This window comes from Cellvibrio sp. (genome assembly GCF_053579595.1).
Map to the genome: position 1 here is coordinate 1 of NZ_JBRFPI010000051.1, position 16,808 is coordinate 16,808.

At 48.9% G+C, this 16,808-nt stretch carries 18 protein-coding genes; 10 read left to right on the top strand and 8 right to left on the bottom strand.

The window, feature by feature from the left end:
* Positions 1 to 254 precede the first annotated feature (254 nt).
* Positions 255 to 1,148: a helix-turn-helix domain-containing protein gene (locus ACWA6V_RS05060; protein ID WP_449521462.1), complete on the bottom strand. Its 894-nt coding sequence runs from the start codon at positions 1,146 to 1,148 to the stop codon at positions 255 to 257.
* Between the two features lie 302 nt (positions 1,149 to 1,450).
* Here ACWA6V_RS05060 and ACWA6V_RS05065 point away from each other — a divergent pair, with 302 nt between their 5' ends.
* From ACWA6V_RS05065 to ACWA6V_RS05100, 8 genes are all read left to right on the top strand, one after another.
* Positions 1,451 to 3,343: a pectate lyase family protein gene (locus ACWA6V_RS05065; protein ID WP_449521463.1), complete on the top strand. Its 1,893-nt coding sequence runs from the start codon at positions 1,451 to 1,453 to the stop codon at positions 3,341 to 3,343.
* A gap of 161 nt (positions 3,344 to 3,504) precedes the next feature.
* A complete protein-coding gene (gene pelA, locus ACWA6V_RS05070; RefSeq protein WP_449521464.1) occupies positions 3,505 to 5,508 on the top strand; it encodes a pectate lyase in 2,004 nt (667 codons plus the stop codon).
* A 196-nt stretch (positions 5,509 to 5,704) separates the two neighbouring features.
* A complete protein-coding gene (locus tag ACWA6V_RS05075; RefSeq protein WP_449521465.1) occupies positions 5,705 to 5,854 on the top strand; it encodes a hypothetical protein in 150 nt (49 codons plus the stop codon).
* Complete coding sequence (locus ACWA6V_RS05080) at positions 5,854 to 6,468, top strand: HD domain-containing protein (RefSeq protein WP_449521466.1); 615 nt, start codon at positions 5,854 to 5,856, stop codon at positions 6,466 to 6,468. Before ACWA6V_RS05075 ends, ACWA6V_RS05080 begins: the two co-directional genes overlap by 1 nt.
* Positions 6,469 to 6,579: 111 nt before the next feature.
* Positions 6,580 to 6,987: a hypothetical protein gene (locus ACWA6V_RS05085; protein ID WP_449521467.1), complete on the top strand. Its 408-nt coding sequence runs from the start codon at positions 6,580 to 6,582 to the stop codon at positions 6,985 to 6,987.
* A gap of 147 nt (positions 6,988 to 7,134) precedes the next feature.
* Entirely contained in the window at positions 7,135 to 7,656 is a 522-nt protein-coding gene (locus ACWA6V_RS05090; protein WP_449521468.1) for a hypothetical protein, read from the top strand.
* Between the two features lie 102 nt (positions 7,657 to 7,758).
* Positions 7,759 to 8,202 carry a hypothetical protein gene (locus tag ACWA6V_RS05095; RefSeq protein WP_449521469.1) on the top strand — a complete coding sequence of 148 codons (444 nt, stop codon included), beginning with the start codon at positions 7,759 to 7,761 and terminating at the stop codon, positions 8,200 to 8,202.
* Between the two features lie 120 nt (positions 8,203 to 8,322).
* Positions 8,323 to 8,751, top strand: coding sequence for a hypothetical protein (locus ACWA6V_RS05100; RefSeq protein WP_449521470.1), 429 nt, complete (start codon positions 8,323 to 8,325; stop codon positions 8,749 to 8,751).
* A 143-nt stretch (positions 8,752 to 8,894) separates the two neighbouring features.
* On the opposite strand, the gene ACWA6V_RS05105 is transcribed toward ACWA6V_RS05100, so the two are convergent.
* From ACWA6V_RS05105 to ACWA6V_RS05125, 5 genes are all read right to left on the bottom strand, one after another.
* Positions 8,895 to 9,266 carry a cupin domain-containing protein gene (locus ACWA6V_RS05105; RefSeq protein ID WP_449521471.1) on the bottom strand — a complete coding sequence of 124 codons (372 nt, stop codon included), beginning with the start codon at positions 9,264 to 9,266 and terminating at the stop codon, positions 8,895 to 8,897.
* A gap of 9 nt (positions 9,267 to 9,275) precedes the next feature.
* The gene (biuH, locus tag ACWA6V_RS05110) at positions 9,276 to 9,959 is read right to left on the bottom strand and encodes a biuret amidohydrolase (protein ID WP_449521472.1); all 684 of its coding nucleotides are present in this window, start codon (positions 9,957 to 9,959) and stop codon (positions 9,276 to 9,278) included.
* Positions 9,960 to 9,972: 13 nt separating this feature from the next.
* Positions 9,973 to 11,553, bottom strand: a complete 1,581-nt coding sequence (locus tag ACWA6V_RS05115; protein WP_449521473.1) for a hypothetical protein — start codon at positions 11,551 to 11,553, stop codon at positions 9,973 to 9,975.
* 82 nt (positions 11,554 to 11,635) lie between these two features.
* Positions 11,636 to 12,322 carry a cysteine hydrolase family protein gene (locus ACWA6V_RS05120; RefSeq protein WP_449521474.1) on the bottom strand — a complete coding sequence of 229 codons (687 nt, stop codon included), beginning with the start codon at positions 12,320 to 12,322 and terminating at the stop codon, positions 11,636 to 11,638.
* Between the two features lie 30 nt (positions 12,323 to 12,352).
* The gene (locus tag ACWA6V_RS05125; protein WP_449521475.1) at positions 12,353 to 13,405 is read right to left on the bottom strand and encodes a porin; all 1,053 of its coding nucleotides are present in this window, start codon (positions 13,403 to 13,405) and stop codon (positions 12,353 to 12,355) included.
* A 351-nt stretch (positions 13,406 to 13,756) separates the two neighbouring features.
* Here ACWA6V_RS05125 and ACWA6V_RS05130 point away from each other — a divergent pair, with 351 nt between their 5' ends.
* Complete coding sequence (locus ACWA6V_RS05130) at positions 13,757 to 14,431, top strand: GntR family transcriptional regulator (protein WP_310074140.1); 675 nt, start codon at positions 13,757 to 13,759, stop codon at positions 14,429 to 14,431.
* A gap of 50 nt (positions 14,432 to 14,481) precedes the next feature.
* A complete protein-coding gene (locus ACWA6V_RS05135; RefSeq protein ID WP_449521476.1) occupies positions 14,482 to 14,937 on the top strand; it encodes a DUF2721 domain-containing protein in 456 nt (151 codons plus the stop codon).
* Between the two features lie 51 nt (positions 14,938 to 14,988).
* On the opposite strand, the gene ACWA6V_RS05140 is transcribed toward ACWA6V_RS05135, so the two are convergent.
* Both ACWA6V_RS05140 and ACWA6V_RS05145 read right to left on the bottom strand, forming a co-directional pair.
* On the bottom strand, positions 14,989 to 16,008 hold the full coding sequence (locus tag ACWA6V_RS05140) for a cytochrome d ubiquinol oxidase subunit II (protein ID WP_449521477.1): 1,020 nt from the start codon (positions 16,006 to 16,008) through the stop codon (positions 14,989 to 14,991).
* A 10-nt stretch (positions 16,009 to 16,018) separates the two neighbouring features.
* Positions 16,019 to 16,808 (bottom strand): cytochrome ubiquinol oxidase subunit I (locus ACWA6V_RS05145; protein WP_449521478.1); only part of this gene is annotated, 790 nt, incomplete at its 5' end.

A 16,808-nucleotide genomic window follows, 5' to 3' on the forward strand; every position in this document is an offset into this window, starting at 1 on the left:
GGGTATCGTCGGGTTCGTTGCCTATGTCGGTTAGCACTATCACGCGCGGTTTTGCCGCGGATTGTGCGAGTGCCGCTTGTTGCAGCGTGGGCAACACTAAGCAGAGCGCAACGAGCATCCGGGTAGCGACAAGGGCGCGATACTTCATGATCAACTCCGGTAACAAGGCCGTTCGGCATAATTGAAATCGCCCGCGAGCTTAGTCTAGTCGCTGCCGATTTACTGCTGGGAAAATCAAGAATATCGCCGCTATCCTAAGGTTGTTGATCGTCATCCCAACCGTCGTGCGCTTTGCGATATTCCCGTGGCGAGCAGCCACTGATTTGGTGAAACGCTTCGTTAAATCGACTCATAGATGAAAACCCGGATTGCAACGCTATCTCGGTTACGGTTTTATCGGAGGTGGTTAGCAGGCGTTGTGCATGGGCGACACGGTGTTGGGTGATAAAACTAATCAGTGTTGAGCCGAAGGTTTTTTGAAACAAATTCATCGCATAACTGGGATGCAAATTGACGACCTCAGCGATTTGTTGTGCTGTCAATTTTTGCGTGTAGTGCTGCGCAATAAAACAAGCCATCTGCTCCACTTTTGACAAGCCAGCTTCTGGCAAACCCGTTAGATGATTGCGCGTGCTACCCACGCGTTTTTCCACGTGATAATGCAGCGCTAGCCGGGTGATGCGCGCTTGTATTTCCAGCAACACCGGGCGGGTAATTTCGCGCGTGGGTTGTGCAAGATCCGCTACCCATTGCTCAAATAAATTGACGTCCGCAGCCGCGCGTCGCTCATCGGGTTCACACAATAAATTCCCTTGCATCAATGCCTGCACAAATTCCTCTGGCAATCGCCACTGCAAAAAATTGTGCAGCGGAATTGTCGTAACAAAATAGGGTTTTTCATCTGTGAAATCGACAATTTGATGCGGTATGGCTGCCCAAAACAAACTGAGCCTTCCCGCATTCACCACCACCTTTTTATTACCCAATAAATAAGTAACTGAACCGCCCGTTAAAAAATTTATTTCGATTTCGTTGTGGTGATCCGGGCGCGGCATTAATGACGCCTGCCAATTTACACAGGTAAGACCATAGGGCGAAAAATCGCGTCGGGTTGGATCGAATGAATAGAGCTGAGTGATGTTTGACATGTTGATCTACTCGAATTGGGCACGAGATTTATTGTTATGTGAGCAAAGCATACAGGGAATATTTATCAGAAAAATGGAAATAAATACTATTCATATTTAAACACGCTCACACAATGGATGTGAATTTACGCGAAATAATGAAGATCACCTAAGGATAGCGGTAGTTTAAATCATAAAACCGGAAGAAGTGATGTTGGACAAGGCTTAGGGTGGGCGGTGGAAATAGCGCTGTATCCAATTCCGCAGGGACTCTGTGCATAGAGTAGATAAAAATAAACCTAACATTTTCTGGAATCATCATTATGGCTACCAAACTTAATACCTTGGGTGTCACGCGGCATCACCTTCTTGCTTTATTAATAGCTACCGTTATATCGCCAACTGCATGGGCGAGCTGTGCTTACACTGTTACCAATAACTGGGGATCAGGGTTTACCTCTGAAATTAAGGTCGTTAACGACACCGCGCAAACAGTGAATAATTGGTCGGTATCTTGGCAAGAAGCCGGCGCGAATGTGACCAATGCATGGAACGCAACGCTTACCGGATCTAACCCTTACACAGCGACGTCGTTAAGCTGGAATGGCACGCTCGCCCCCAATGCGTCCGCTACATTTGGATTTCAGGCTATGGGTACCGCAAGCGCGCCGAAAGTGACTGGCAGTCTGTGTGGGGCAACAGTTAGCACATCGAAGTCCAGTGCGGCGAGCAGTAGGTCGAGTACTGTCTCTAGTGTGGCAAGTTCCAAGGCTGTTAGTAGTTCCAGCGTTGCGACTAGTTCTAAAAGTTCTTCATCGGTAGCAAGCGAATCGGTATGGGTTTTTGAAGAAAATGATCTCGGCTTCTGCAATGCTTCCGATATTATCAAGAACAGCAACACCGGCTATACGGCAACAGGTTATACCGATACGCCTGACAATTCCTCAGCATCTGTGAGTTGGAGTTTGAACACAGCAGGTGCGAAAACCTATGCAGCCAAAATTCGATTTGCAAATGCAAGCGGGAATAGCCTAAGAGCCAAAATTCTTGTCAACAATAACCAAGTGCTGACAGTGGATTTCCCGGTAACTGGTGCGTGGAGTCAATGGCAAACCTTGGCAATAAATCTGCCTTTGGCGGCTGGTAATAATCAAGTAAAAGTAGTTGCCGATTCAGCGAATGGTTTACCCAATATCGATAATCTAGCAATTACCGGGAATGGCATAACTCCCGCTGCTTGTCCGGCTGTGTCTTCCCAATCTAGTTCGTCATCCTCAACTGGAAATACGACTTGCCCATCATCTATTGAAGGATTTGCCACGTTAAATGGCGGCACCACGGGTGGTGGTAATGCTAGCCCCGTTACAGTCACAACACTTGATGCATTTAAGTCAGCTGTCAGTGGTGATACTCCGCGCGTGGTAGTTATTTCTGGAACCATTGATACGGGCACAGCAGTCATTAGTATCGGTAGTAACAAAACCCTGCAAGGCGCCAACAAAAACGCAACAATTCGCGGCGGCATTGCCATGCAAAATGTAAAAAATATCATCATTAGAAATTTGCACATTCAAGGAAAAGGAAAAGGTAATGCACCTTACGATACAGTTGCCTCCACCAATTCAACGAATATTTGGTACGACCATATTTCAGTGAGAGATGCTGATGATGGATTGTTAGACATTACAAAACAATCCAGCTTCCAAACTGTGTCATGGTCAAAATTTTATTACAGTGATCGCAGTAACGATCATCGGCTCGCGAGTTTGAACGGGTCCGGTGGCGGTACACAGCCTGCCGACTGGGGTAAATTGCGCGTGACCTATCATCACAACTGGTGGGCAGAAAATGTCGATCAGCGTATGCCGCGGGTAATGTATGGACTCGGCCATCAATACAATAATTTTTTCAATTCTACCGGTAATAGTTACTGTATTGGTGTTGGTTCCTATGCGGCAGCATTGATTGAAAATAATTACTTTAAAGGAGTAAAAAATCCACACCAATTTATGTATGACTTGTTCATGCATATTACTGCTCGGGGTAACGTGTATGACAACACGTCCGGCAGTAAAGATTATGGGTTGGGTGGAACGCGCAAGGAATCTGGACAAGATTTTAATGTGCAGCCGTTTTCCAGTGCCCCCTACAGTTACAAATTGGATGCCGCAGAAAGCGTCCCTTCTCTCGTTCAGCGTTGTGCCGGACCGCAATAACTATACCGTGTTTACTGGGTGGGCCGGAGAGCCCGCCTTAGCCCCTCTCGCCTCAACACTCTTGAGGCGAGCTTTTTTAACCAACGAATTACAAGACGATAAGTTGTTGGTGATGTGTATAAAACATTCAATTAAATTCACTACTAATTTTTGGACTGATTATGAACAATAAAAAAGCCCCATTTATTTTTCCGCGTGTCTATCTAGCCGCTGCTATCTCCCTTCTTGTCAGTGCGCCCGCCTGGGCTGCATGTACTTACAAAGTCACCAACAATTGGGGCTCAGGCTTTACTGGCGAAATTACAGTAACTAACGATACCGCCGCTACCGTAAATGGGTGGTCAGTGTCCTGGCAAGAATCTGGCGTGAGTGTAACCAATGCGTGGAATGCAACGCTGAGTGGATCAAATCCTTACACGGCTACAGCATTAAATTGGAATGGTACACTCGCACCTAAAGCCTCTGCGAGTTTTGGATTTCAAGCAACCGGCACCGCAGGTGCGCCCAAAGTGAATGGTAGTTTATGTGGTGCAGCGGCCTCATCAGTAGCGACCAGTAAATCCAGCGCAAGTGTGGCGAGTTCAAAAATCGCAAGCTCGATTCAATCGAGTGCGATCAGCAGTTCAAAATCATCCAGTTCTGCAGCACCTTCCAGCACACCAAAATCCAGCAGCTCTGCACCAGCAACCGCAACTTTCACGATTCAAGAAGAGCAAGCGGGTTTTTGTCGCGTAGACGGTGTTGCGACCGAAAGTACCAATGCCGGATTTACCGGCAATGGCTACACCAACTCCAATAATGCGCAGGGTGCCGCGATTGTGTGGGCCGTTAATGCAACCACCAGCACCCGTCACACGGTGACCTTCCGCTACGCGAATGGCGGCACTACCAATCGCAATGGTTCGCTGGTGATTAACGGCGGCAGCAACGGTAATTACACCGTGCAATTACCACCTACAGCGAGCTGGGCCGATTGGCAAACCGCGAGCGTGGAAATCGATTTAGTACAAGGCAATAACAGTTTGCAACTTACCGCGCTCACTGCCGATGGCCTCGCAAATATCGACTCAATGAAAATTGAAGGCGCATCCACCAAAGCAGGAACATGCGCAGGTGCAGTAAGCAGTAGCAGTGTTGCTTCATCGGTAAAATCCAGCTCCAGTGCGGCAAGCAGTTCCGCACCTGCAACAGGTGGCGGTGCGATGCTGACATTGGATGGTAATCCGGTCGCCAGTTGGTTGCGCAACGCGCGCACCAAGTGGAATAGCTCGCGCGCAGATGTTGTGTTGTCTTATCAATTAACGAACGGCGGCTGGCCAAAAAATCTGGATTACAACTCAGTGAGCGCAGGCAACGGCGGTAGCGACAGCGGTACCATCGATAATGGCGCGACCATTACCGAAATGGTTTATCTCGCCGAAATTTATAAAACCGGTGGCAATACCAAATACCGCGATGCGGTGCGCCGTGCGGCCAACTTTATTGTGAGTTCGCAATACAGCACCGGAGCTTTGCCACAATTTTATCCACTCAAAGGCGGTTATGCGGATCACGCAACCTTCAACGATAACGGCATGGCCTACGCGTTAACCGTGCTGGATTTCGCTGCGAAAAAAATGGCGCCGTTCGATAACGATACCTTCAGCGATGCTGACCGCGCGCGCTTCAAAACTGCTGTCGCCAAAGGCACTGACTATATTTTGAAAGCGCAGTGGAAACAAAACGGCACGCTGACCGTCTGGTGTGCACAGCATGGTGCAACGGATTATTTACCGAAGAAAGCGCGCGCCTATGAATTGGAATCACTCAGTGGCAGTGAATCTATTGGTGTGATTGGCTTCCTGATGACACAACCGCAAACTGCCGATGTGCAAAAAGCAGTGAAGGCCGCATTGAATTGGTTTAATAGCCCGAATACTTACCTCGAAGGCTACACCTACGACAGATCGAAAGCGAAAGTGAATCCGATCATCCCGAAAGCCGGTAGCAAAATGTGGTATCGCTTCTACGACCTGAACAGCAATCGCGGCTTCTTCAGTGACCGTGACGGCAGCAAATTTTATGACATCACCAAAATGTCTGAAGAGCGTCGTACTGGTTATGTATGGGGCGGTGAATACGGCACTAACATAATCGCCTTTGGTAAAAAGGTGGGTTATCTCTAAGGAAGTTCTGCGTTAAATCACTCGAACCCCTTTGCAGCTATGCAAAGGGGTTTGATCGCTTAGTATCGGCATAGCCGCACAGGAAGGTTACTTACTTGGCTGGTTGGCCGGGAACCAACAAACCATTTCCATATTGACTGGCTGCAAATGACATAGCACTATCCTTGGCTTTCACTTATCAAGAAAGGACAGACTCATGTCTTCTTTGCAGCTTTTCGTTGACTCCGATTACGCAAGTCCCTCGCCAACGTATTGCTTTGTCGCCTTGCAAGAAAAATCCATAGCAGCAAAAATTGCTCCTGTTGATTTGGATACAGCAGTGAATAAAGAGTCAGGATTAGCCTGATGGAACAACTTCGCTGGATTGAATTAATGCGGCAATTTGGGCTGGCAGATAACCAATCAACCTATGCTGAGCTTATTCGCGCATACACCGAAAAACATCGCCATTATCACAGCGATGCTCACATCAACGCCTGCCTACAGCATTTCGATGCTGCGCAACATTTGGCCGAACATCCTGCAGAAGTAGAATTGGCCTTGTGGTTTCACGATGCGATATATAAACCCATGTCTTCCACCAATGAATTGGATAGCGCTAATTGGTGTGCGAAATTTCTTGCGGCAAATGATATTTCCGCTGAGATTATTCAGCGAGTTCATAAGCTGATTATGGCAACCTGCCATTCGGCCGAATTGATTGGTAATGATGAGAGATTGGTCGTTGATATTGATCTGGCAATACTGGGTGCGCCTGAGGATATTTATCAAGCATTTGAAGCTAATGTGCGAAAGGAATACCAGTGGGTTCCGTCATTCATTTTTAAAAACAAACGCAAAGAAATTCTGCAGGGATTTTTGGCGAGGGAAAATATTTATCATCACGCCTATTTTTGCGAGCTGTTAGAACGTCGAGCAAGAGAAAACCTTGCTGCGGCAATAGTATTATGTGCCGTTTAATAATGTTATGGATGGATTTTACGATGTTCGCGTAGTGAGCAGCCGAATAGTTCTCGCGGTGACAACCTGAATATCGGCAATGCCTTTGGGGAAAAAAGCTGGGTGAGTTGAATGGGTTATAAAGTATATCTGCTTAAATTTGAGAATGGCGATATCGGTAGCATACCTTATGGCGACCTTGTAGGAATTTTAAAAAAGTATGGAGAGATTGTAGAGGGGGATTTCGGGCTGGAGTTTGTATCAAAAGTTGGTGATATTTGTGATTGCATGTCATTTTCGGGCGATTCAGCTACCGGCATAACGGGAATTACATTTGACCGCCCAATCCTTAATGATAAACTGCCAGAAATTATCTACGAACTCTTGGGCTTAAGTAATACGTGTTTTTTTGGTCCGAATTTGGAATTTGTGCATACGCGGAGTGAGATGAATGATCACTACCCCAAAGGGTTGGTTGAGCATTTAGACGGTGGGTCAAAGAAAGTTTTATCGCCGCAAGATACCTGGCCATCCGCATAACGCTAATCTTCTGATTTTGAGGATGTGTTTTTTTGGCTATTTTTTCGTTCGCGGCATCGATACTGAGTGGTGTAAGATTCATGAAAATTGCTCCTCTCGTGATTGTGGCATCATCGATAAGTAACGCCAGTGCATAGCTGTGTGTAAGTGGCACATATCATTCGTTATATAAAAAATGAGATTGATTCAATGAAAGCTGCATTTTATTTGTTATTGATTTTTGTCATTCCTACTGCTTCAGCAACTGAGTCAAATGCGGTAAAAATTACGCAGCAAAGTATTAATACATACATTTCTTCTGTAAATGACTGTTTTGAGAAAAAGAGCGTTGAATGCCTTTCGGAAAAACTGGCAGATGACGTTAAAATGCATATCGAAAGCTCTTCTGGTGCAAAGGTCTCTACTTCCGAGCTAACCAAAAAGGAGTATATTGAAGGGATGGCAAACGCATGGAAATCGATTCCTGGCTATAGTTATAAGCAAACAGCGGTAAAAGTTGTGACTATTACACCGCTCAATGCTACTTATATTGAGTCAGTAGTTGAAGTTGTTCCTACAGCACAAGCAACTTATGAAGTGGTAAGTGAGAGTGAAGTTTTTGTTGAGTTGGTAAATAGTCAAATAGTAACAAAAAAAATTATTGCCAAATCAATTTTAAAAACTCTATAACAGTCGGATGTGCTAAGGAATAGAATCCTACTGTCCAAAAGTATTCCGTAAGCTGAATTTAAAATCTACCCGCTGATATCAATGAGCAACAAGGGGAAGTTTATGTTTAAGGTGTTTTTGAGTGTGCTCGCACTATCAGTGAGTGCTTCTGCTGTCGCAGAGGGTATAGAACCGGATGCTGTAATAAAAAAGACAATCTCATTACTTGTTGCAAAGAAAACAAATGAAGCTTTCGATTATGCAATATCAAGTAACAAATTTTTCGCTGACAAGAGGGCTGATGTTGATCGTACAAAACTCCAATTTGCATCTTTCATTCAGCAGGTTGGAAGCCCCACAAACTGCGAAAAATTGGCCTCTAAAACACTTATTCAAAGAATAAGAAAAGATGTATACATATGTTTAAGTGAAATGCAGCCATTTGAGATACATTTTCGTTTTTATAAGCAAGAACGTTTTTGGGTAGTTCAATCATTTAGTTACTCTTCGGATACCGAAGAGTTATTGGACAGCTCTATTGAAACGCAAATCAGTAACAGCAAGTAATTATCAAGGCATTGCACATGACGAATTGTAGGTGGCGCTTATGCAATATCGTTGCGCTAGATTTATTACATGCGCGACTTGCAATCTGTGGCTGAGCCGAACGTTTAGCAGGAAAAAGAAATGACCATTATCGTAAAACTAAAGTTCTTTTTCTCCGTATTATTAATGTGCTGCCTATTTTTTCCGCTATCGCAATGCACAACGAGTGATAAACAAGATGCTGAAGCACAATTTGAAATGGTTGTAGAAAAGCAATATGTATTTAAGTCATCTAAGGAGATTGGTTCATGGCTAAATGCTCTGGCTTTAATAGCTCCATTTGCTATGTTTTTTGCAACGCGAAAAAGCCCTACAAAAATTAAAACAGCTGCCGGGTTCTTGCTTTTTAGCGGTGCTGCACTGTATGTAGTATTTAGCGTTACGCTTTGGTCTGAAAAAATACTGCTCGGTGGTTATCTGGCATACGCTAGCTCAATTTCATTGGTCTTGCTGGCTCTAACTGAGCTATGGACTAGTTTTCGGCATTATCTGAAAACAAAAAATTCTTAATAAATCTGCTACGCTTAAGTATTCCACAAAACCACGAGTTACGATCTGCCACCTAGGGGCGCTGCTTGCTGCGCCCTGTCTTTTTGTTTGGTCTTTTTCTTTTATCGGATGGATTGGGCGCAGCAAGCGGCGTCCCTACAACTCTAGTCTGCAGCACTTATAAATTTCACCGGCTTCTCCCACACCGCCAACACCACACAACCTTCCTCGCTAAAAATTTCATGGCTACTCGTTGCCGGATTAATTAAAAAAGTGCCTGCGTGATACTGGCCGCGTTCATCGCGTTGGCTGCCCCGCAAGATTAATAAAAATTCCATTCCCACGTGCAGATGGCGTGGAATGTGGGCGCCGGGTTGGTAGCGGAGCAGGGCGCAGGAGCATCCTTGCGTTGGGTCACCGTGGAGGGGCAGCATGTCTACTCCTTTGCGAAAGTCCTGCCAATGCAATGTGGGTGAATCGAAATCCATTGATAATAAATCGCTCCACACCAATTTTTTTTCCGCGTGTTCTTCCATGCGTTTCTCCTAGGTTTCCAGTGCGGCGAGTAAATCGGTTGAAGTGGCGACGGCACCGAATACGCCGCCCTGCATGTGGATCATCGCCAATGCCGCCGCGTGATTGGCGGGGTCGGTTGCGGCGCAGCAGTCGCTGAGCAGCACGCATTCAAAACCGCGATCATTGGCTTCGCGCATGGTGGTGTGCACGCACACATCGGTGGTGATGCCGGTGAGAATAATATTTTTAATGCCGCGCAGGTGTAGCACCATTTCCAAATCCGTTGCGTAGAAAGAACCTTTGCCGGGTTTGTCGATTATCACTTCACCGGCGATGGGTGCCAGCTCGGGAATAATTTCCCAGCCCGGTTCGCCGCGAATTAAAATTTTTCCGCAGGGGCCTTCATCGCCAATACCCGCGCCGATTTGCCGCGAGCGCCAGCGTTTGTTTGCGGGTAAATCGGCGAGGTCCGGTCTATGCCCCTCGCGGGTGTGGATAATGTGGAAGCCGGCGGCGCGCAGCGCCGGCAATAATTTCCGCAATGGTTCAATCGGTGCGCGCGTTAAATTGATGTCGTAACCCATGGTGTCCACGTAACCGCCTTTGCCGCAAAAATCCGTTTGCATGTCGATAATAATCAGCGCGGTATTTGCCGGGCGCAGATCTCCATCGTAGGGCCATTTGTAGGGTGTGCTGTTTAAATAAATCGACATAATCGCTCCGTAATTAATGTGCTGGCTCAATGATTTCTGTTTCGTGATCTTCTGCCGGCGCTTTGGTCGATACCACACTGAATTTTGCGCAGGCAAATAAAACACCCGCAACCGCGAGATAGGCGAAGGCAACCGTGGGTGATTCCGCAATACCAATCGCTTCACCGTGCATTAAACCGAAGAACGTCAGCACTGCACTCGCGCAAGCAAATGCCCCAGCTTTAATGAAGTTGCGGTCGATAATAAACGCGGTAATGGCGCCGAGCATCAAGCCCCCCAGAATCGCGCCACCGCCCAGTACCGATAATCCTTCATAGAGCACTCCGTTTTGCGCGAGCTTATCCATGCCGACGGCGGCAGCGCTGGTGCCGGCTGCACCGAGTACATTATCGATTTGCAATTTGCCCCAGGCAGCGAGGTGCGGCATGAGTGAAACAATAATCGCGGGCGCGTGGGATTTGGGGCTTTCCTGAAACGCTTGCGAGCCGATCAGCATGCCGATGTAGAGCAGGATGGGCGAGATGGCCACCAGCGGAATCGCCGAGGAAAACACCGCAATAATACCCAGCCAACAGAGCACCAGCACCGCAATGCCCGTCGCGGCGGAATAGCCAATGCCGCCGCCCATGGATTTCCAGCCGGGGTGGCCGATGTAAACCGCATTGATAAAAGGGTTGCCCATGCAGCAGCCGATCAGGCTGATCACGCCATCGGCCGTGAGCACACGGGTGGTGGGGTAGCTGTCGCCGGCGACGGCGGCGCTCTCCACGTTGTCCATGGCTTCGACCAGATCGTAGATGCCGAAGGGGATCGCGGTGACGAGGATGATCCCGATAAATTCAAACCCGGAAAACACATGGCCAACGGCGGGGATGGGCACCGAGAAGCCAAAACTGGTGAGCGATTGGGTCAGCCCCTGCAGGGTGAGTCCACCAAAATTGAGGCCGATAGCGGTTGAGCCCCAGGCGATTAACGTTCCCACTGCAATGGCTACCAGGCCTGCAGGAATACCTTTGAAATAGCGCACCCCGCCAAACCAGCTTAATAAGATAATGGCAAAACAGACCACGCCAATCACCGGGGTCATAAACATTTCCAGCGCCGGGCGCAGCGAAATAAACGCAATGGACACACCGGCCAGAGTTCCCAACAGTGCGGCGCGCGGGGTAATTTTGCGGATGTAAGGGGCGATGTAGCCACCGATCATCAGCACAAAACTCTGCACAAACACCCAGGTCAGACCCGCCTCCCAGCCTTTGATGGGGTCGCCGGTGGTGAGGCTGATGGGCAGCATAATCACAAACACCACCACAAACATATGCGGCACGCTAATGCCCGAAGGCAGGGCGCAGACATCGGTGCGCCCTGTTTCTTTCGCCAGCTTGTAGGCGAGGTAAGCGTAATAGAGCGTGCTCAAACACATCATTAGCCCCACCGCAGGTAGTATTCGGCCAAAGACGATGTCGTCGGGCATCTGCAATACAAAGCGCAGCAGTCCTGTAAGTACCAGCAGGTTAACCAGGATATTGGTGCCAAAACCGAACAAGGCGTTCCAATCGCCCGGTACCCAAAGCGCGGGTTTGATAGTTTGCATAGCGGTACCCTCCAAAGTGTTAGTAGGCCTGACTCTTGTGGCCGGAATGTGATGCAGCGGTAAAAGGCGCCAGCGATAGTGGTTATGTCGCGTGGTGAGCCCGGTGAATGCCGTTGACAAGGGGCGCGGTGGTGGCGACCCAGCCGAAAATGCCGCCCTGCGCCGATATCATCGCCACGGCAACACGGTGAAATTCAGGAAAGTAAGAGGCGCAGGCATCGCTCACCACCACGCAGCGGTAACCGCGGTCATTTGCCTCGCGCACGGTGGTATGCACGCAGACTTCGGTGGTGACGCCGCATACCAGCAGGTTTTCGATCTTGCGCTCCTTGAGTAGCTCGCCCAGATCGGTGTGATAAAACGCGCCCTTGCCCGGTTTATCGATCACGATTTCGCCGTCGATCGGTGCCAATTCGGGAATAATGCTGTGGCCCGGCTCGCCGCGAATCAGAATCCGCCCCATAGGGCCGGGGCTGCCGATCCGCAAGGCCGGTGTGCCCCGCTCGATCTTGGCGGGCGGAGCATCGCTTAAATCCGGCAGGTGTCCTTCCCGCGTGTGAATGACGAGCAACTTCGCCGCGCGCGCCGCCGCCAGTAATTGTTGGCAGGGGGCGATCGCCGAGCGCAGCAGGCTCACATCGTTACCCAGGCTCGCACCGAACCCGCCGGGTTCGAGAAAATCGCGCTGCATATCGATAATCACCAGCGCGGTTTTGGCGAATTCCAGCACCAGTGGCGCTGGTTCGGCAGGCAAGAGGTAGGTCGTCATAAGCGGTTCTTCCCGTACATCAATAAAAGGTTAAAAACGGAAGCGGGCGCCAACGCCGAGCGTGTGGCCGGTCTGCTCGGCCAGGTCGGGGTCATCGCTGGTATAGGCGGCGTAAGTATCAAACTGGCTGGTCAGTGGCAGGTTGTAGACCAGTGTGTAGATATTGCGGTCGTACTCGTCAGTGGCGGTGCTGGTTTCGGTCAAGCCGTAGCTGAGGTAGACGGAGCCGGGGCCGGCGGCAATAGAGGCGCTTAGCACTAGCGTGTCGCGGTCGATATCGCCGGTGGCAAGCTCATCGCGCAGTAATTGGTACTGCGCATAAACCGTGCTTTTGCCGATGGCATAACTCAGCCCCGCAATGGCGGCGGTCTGGCTGTCATCCATAGGCAAACTGGTTGCGCCCGGCTGGGTACCGGAAACTTTCTGCACGGCGGCGGTCAGGCCGAGGTTGCCGGATGTATAAAAGGCATTGGCAGCGATTTTGTTGGTGCTGGTATCTCCCTCTTCCTCGCCGAAGGCGTAGGCGATACTGGTATTGAAATTGCCCATTTTGGGCAGGCTGTAGACCACTGAATCACTCCAGCCGGTGTCGCCATAAAGCCCGCCGCCGCCATATCCCATCAGGATCATCGGCGAGAAGGCAAAGGAGTCGCCAAAGGGGTTAAACAAAATGGTCGATAAAAAATAGAGGCTGGTGGTGCGCCCCATCTTCACTTCGCCAAATCCTCCCGCCAGACCGACATAGGCGCTGCGGGCAAAAAAGATATCGTCGTCAAAACGCCCCTGCTCCGCGGAATCGGGCTGGAAAAACATCTCCACCCCAGCGATGGCAGTCAAGCCATTGCCCAGTTCGTGTTTGCCGTGCGCACCCAACCAGGAAGTGGTCATGCCATTGGATTGGATACCTTGGGTGCCTTCCGCATCGTCATCACCGGCTGGTTCATAATCGCTGGCGTAAACATCCAGCTCGCCCTTGAATACAACGGACGATTGGGCGATGGTGGTGCTGGCAAGCAACAGCAGGGCAAGGCCGCTGGTGCTAGTGAGTAGGGTCTTCGCGATTATTGTTGGTGCGATCCTCATGAGCATTTCCTCGTTTTGATGTTCATCGTTGTATACAACGATGTGTTTTGCATAACCTGTGCCAGCTCGAAAAATGAGCTAGAGCATGATGGGTAAGCAGATGAATTATTTGAGGATTTTGTCGGGTGGGCGTGTAAGCTTCGGTAAGTGTGCGATTGAGGATTAGCTGTGCGACAGCACTAAACCAACGCTTTGTCTTGGCATCTTGCACCGCCGCAGGGCGATAGGTGCGGTACTTTAAGGCGTTAGCGGCCTTGGTTTACAAGGTGTAGGTGCTCGCCTACCATGCATCTATTACCATCAAACTACCGGCGTGTCAGCAAACGCAGATCAGCAAACGGAGCAGGTGTTTTGACAACCCCCAAATCAGCGGCACAACTGGTGTACGACCAGTTGAAACAAAAGATTATCGATTTTGAGATCTACCCCGGCACACGCCTTACTGAATCTGAAATCGCCGAGGATTTTCAAGTCAGCCGCACCCCGGTGCGCGCCGCTTTGCAGCGCCTGGAAACCGAAGGCCAAATCACCATCATGCCCAAGCAGGGCTGTTTTGTGCGCTCGGTGGATATAGAAACCATCAGTCAGTATTACGACGTGCGCATCATGCTCGAGGCCAGCGCCGTCGAACTCGCTTGCGATCATATGGAAGATGAGGATCTGGATGCGCTGCAAGAAGATTGGAATGCCGAGCGCCTGGACGATGAATTGGATATGGAAGAAATCAAAGCGCGCGAAGAAGCTTTTCACATCGGCATCGCCATCGGCAGCGGCAACCCGGTGCTGGCCAATTACCTGCGCGATATCAACAACAATATCCGCATCCTGCGCCGGTTAGGATTTCCTGATCGTCAATCCGTCATCGAAACCTGCGAAGAACATTTTGCGATTTGCCAATTAATCCGCGCCAAAAATAAAAGCCAGGCACGCAAAGCCATGACCAAACACATCAGCAAAAGCCAGGGGCTCGCGCGCAGCGTTACGCTGAGCCAATTGCAACAGGCGATTAAACGGCATAAGTCCTAGCTAGCACGGTCTAATGCATTGACACTAAAAAAATTTCTGAGAGACAGCTAATGAGTTCCACCCCTGAAGTAATGATGAGCTTTAGCGATGTCGCCCACGCGATCCAGCTTGCGCTTGCACCGGTATTCTTATTAACCGGTATCGCCGGTTTATTGAACGTGATGGCAGCCCGGCTCGCGCGCATCATTGACCGCGGGCGCAGCCTCACCGAACAAGAGCTACCGCTGCATTTACAAAATAATCCCGATATTTTTCAAAAAGAATTGAGTCGCCTTGAGCGTCGCCGTCATTACGCCAGCTTGGCGATTACTGCTTGTACCTGTTCAGCATTATTGGTCTGCACAGTGATTGCGGTGATTTTTCTGCAGGTGTTATTGCAAGCGGAATTTAAATGGGTGATCAGCTTTTTATTTACCGCATCAACCCTGACGTTAATTGTCGGGCTCGGTTATTTTTTGCGGGAAGTTCATCTCGCAACGCGTACAGTAAGAATCCAGATTATCTAACTTACCGAATAACCTGGATTCGGTGATCCTGCAGAAGGTAAGGGGCCAGTCTCAGTAATACTTCAACTGCGTCGCCTTGCCATGAAACACCTTGTATGAAAAAAAGGTGTAACCGAGAATAGTCGGTAATACGACGATAACACCGTACAAAATAAACATCAGCGACTCCGGCGCACTGGCGGCTTGCCAGATATCCAATTTGTTTGGCACAACATAGGGATAAAAACTGTAAGCCAAACCGATAAAACTTAACAAGAAAATCATCGCGGCCGATGCGAAAGGAATCCAGCAACCGAAGTCGTTGGGATAGGGGAATAGGCGCAAGTAGCGATCAACAATAAAAAACAACACAAAACAAAACACCGGAATTACCCACAAAATCATCACTAGTGGAGTGCCAAACCATTTGTCGAAAATAATATTGCTGACAAATGGATTAACGATAGAGACCGCAATAATTCCCAGCGCCATTAACCATGCACAGCGGCGCGCCCACCAAGCGGCCCGTTTTTGCAAATCGCCCTCCGTTTTCATTATTAACCAAGCTGCACCGATAAAGGTGTAGCCAGCAGTTACACAAATCGCGCTGAGGATGGCAAACAAATGTGCTGCCAATGTATTTTCAAATCCCATTACAAAGAGGCCAAGCATATAGCCTTGCGCCAGGGTGGCTAGCAATGAACCAGCCTGGAAGACGTGATCCCACAATCTTTTATGGTCTTCCGGTGCTTTTGCGCGAAAGTCGAATGCAACGCCGCGTAAAATTAACCCTGCAAGCATTGCGGTTACCGGTAGATATAAATTCAGTAAAATCATGCTGTGCGCCAAGGGGAATGCAATCAACAAGATTCCAATGCCTAATACCAACCAGGTTTCGTTAGCGTCCCAAAATGGGCCGATACTCGCGATCATGGTATCGCGCTGCTCTTCGGAATCATTTGGCAATAAAATTCCGACCCCTAAATCGTAACCATCGAGAATCGCGTAAATAAAAAATGCTAGCCCCATCAAACCAATAAAAATAACGGGTAACCAAAATGCTTCGCCGGACAAGGTGCTGATATCGGTCATGATGTTTTCCTCACAGATTTTCTTCGACGAGTTTTTCTTGCAGCGTATCAATTTCTTCTACGCGATCGACCAGCACGGCTTTTCTCGCCATTACAAACAGTGTGCGAATATAGGCAAATAGCAGTACTACATAGAGTGTTAAATAAATCGCCAATGATGTACCGACATTGCTAGCAGGTGTGCTGGTAACCGCATCAACCGTTTTCAATACACCGGTCACTAACCAGGGTTGACGACCGATCTCGGTGACGTACCAGCCGGCAAGTGTCGCAATCCAGCCGGAGAATGTCATGCCGACAAATACTTTTAGCATCAGTGGCGATATTTCATTGCGGCGATAAAGTTGCCAGCAGCCAACCCATGACACCAGTAACATGAGCATGCCCACACCTACCATGATGCGGAAACCATAAAATAATGGCGCCACCGGTGGGTGTGCATCGGGGAACTCGTTTAAACCTTTGAGTTCACCATCACTGGTGTGCGTTAGAATAATACTCGCCATGTTGGGAATTTGAATTGCGTATTTATTGCTTTGGGTTTCTTTGTCGGGAATGGCAAATAACACCAAGGGCACATTTTTCTCGGTATGCCATACCGCTTCCATCGCCGCAATTTTTGCGGGTTGATGTTTTAGGGTGTTAAGCCCGTGCATATCGCCGAGAAATATTTGCAGTGGAATTAAAAACGCAGCGGCGATGGTGGCATTTTTCAGCGCGAGGCGCGGTGCTGGTTTGTGGTCATCTTTCAATATTCTGTAAGCGGAAATCCCGGCAATTAAAAATGCAGCAGTTAAACCG

What these genes read in the sequence shown, in the direction of transcription:
- ACWA6V_RS05125 (WP_449521475.1), bottom strand. Translation starts at nt 13,405, where the DNA reads ATGAGGATCGCACCAACAATAATCGCGAAGACCCTACTCACTAGCACC.
- ACWA6V_RS05075 (WP_449521465.1), top strand. Translation starts at nt 5,705, where the DNA reads ATGTCTTCTTTGCAGCTTTTCGTTGACTCCGATTACGCAAGTCCCTCG.
- ACWA6V_RS05100 (WP_449521470.1), top strand. Translation starts at nt 8,323, where the DNA reads ATGACCATTATCGTAAAACTAAAGTTCTTTTTCTCCGTATTATTAATG.
- biuH (WP_449521472.1), bottom strand. Translation starts at nt 9,959, where the DNA reads ATGTCGATTTATTTAAACAGCACACCCTACAAATGGCCCTACGATGGA.
- ACWA6V_RS05135 (WP_449521476.1), top strand. Translation starts at nt 14,482, where the DNA reads ATGAGTTCCACCCCTGAAGTAATGATGAGCTTTAGCGATGTCGCCCAC.
- ACWA6V_RS05065 (WP_449521463.1), top strand. Translation starts at nt 1,451, where the DNA reads ATGGCTACCAAACTTAATACCTTGGGTGTCACGCGGCATCACCTTCTT.
- ACWA6V_RS05060 (WP_449521462.1), bottom strand. Translation starts at nt 1,148, where the DNA reads ATGTCAAACATCACTCAGCTCTATTCATTCGATCCAACCCGACGCGAT.
- ACWA6V_RS05095 (WP_449521469.1), top strand. Translation starts at nt 7,759, where the DNA reads ATGTTTAAGGTGTTTTTGAGTGTGCTCGCACTATCAGTGAGTGCTTCT.
- ACWA6V_RS05115 (WP_449521473.1), bottom strand. Translation starts at nt 11,553, where the DNA reads ATGCAAACTATCAAACCCGCGCTTTGGGTACCGGGCGATTGGAACGCC.
- pelA (WP_449521464.1), top strand. Translation starts at nt 3,505, where the DNA reads ATGAACAATAAAAAAGCCCCATTTATTTTTCCGCGTGTCTATCTAGCC.
- ACWA6V_RS05080 (WP_449521466.1), top strand. Translation starts at nt 5,854, where the DNA reads ATGGAACAACTTCGCTGGATTGAATTAATGCGGCAATTTGGGCTGGCA.
- ACWA6V_RS05140 (WP_449521477.1), bottom strand. Translation starts at nt 16,008, where the DNA reads ATGACCGATATCAGCACCTTGTCCGGCGAAGCATTTTGGTTACCCGTT.
- ACWA6V_RS05120 (WP_449521474.1), bottom strand. Translation starts at nt 12,322, where the DNA reads ATGACGACCTACCTCTTGCCTGCCGAACCAGCGCCACTGGTGCTGGAA.
- ACWA6V_RS05085 (WP_449521467.1), top strand. Translation starts at nt 6,580, where the DNA reads ATGGGTTATAAAGTATATCTGCTTAAATTTGAGAATGGCGATATCGGT.
- ACWA6V_RS05105 (WP_449521471.1), bottom strand. Translation starts at nt 9,266, where the DNA reads ATGGAAGAACACGCGGAAAAAAAATTGGTGTGGAGCGATTTATTATCA.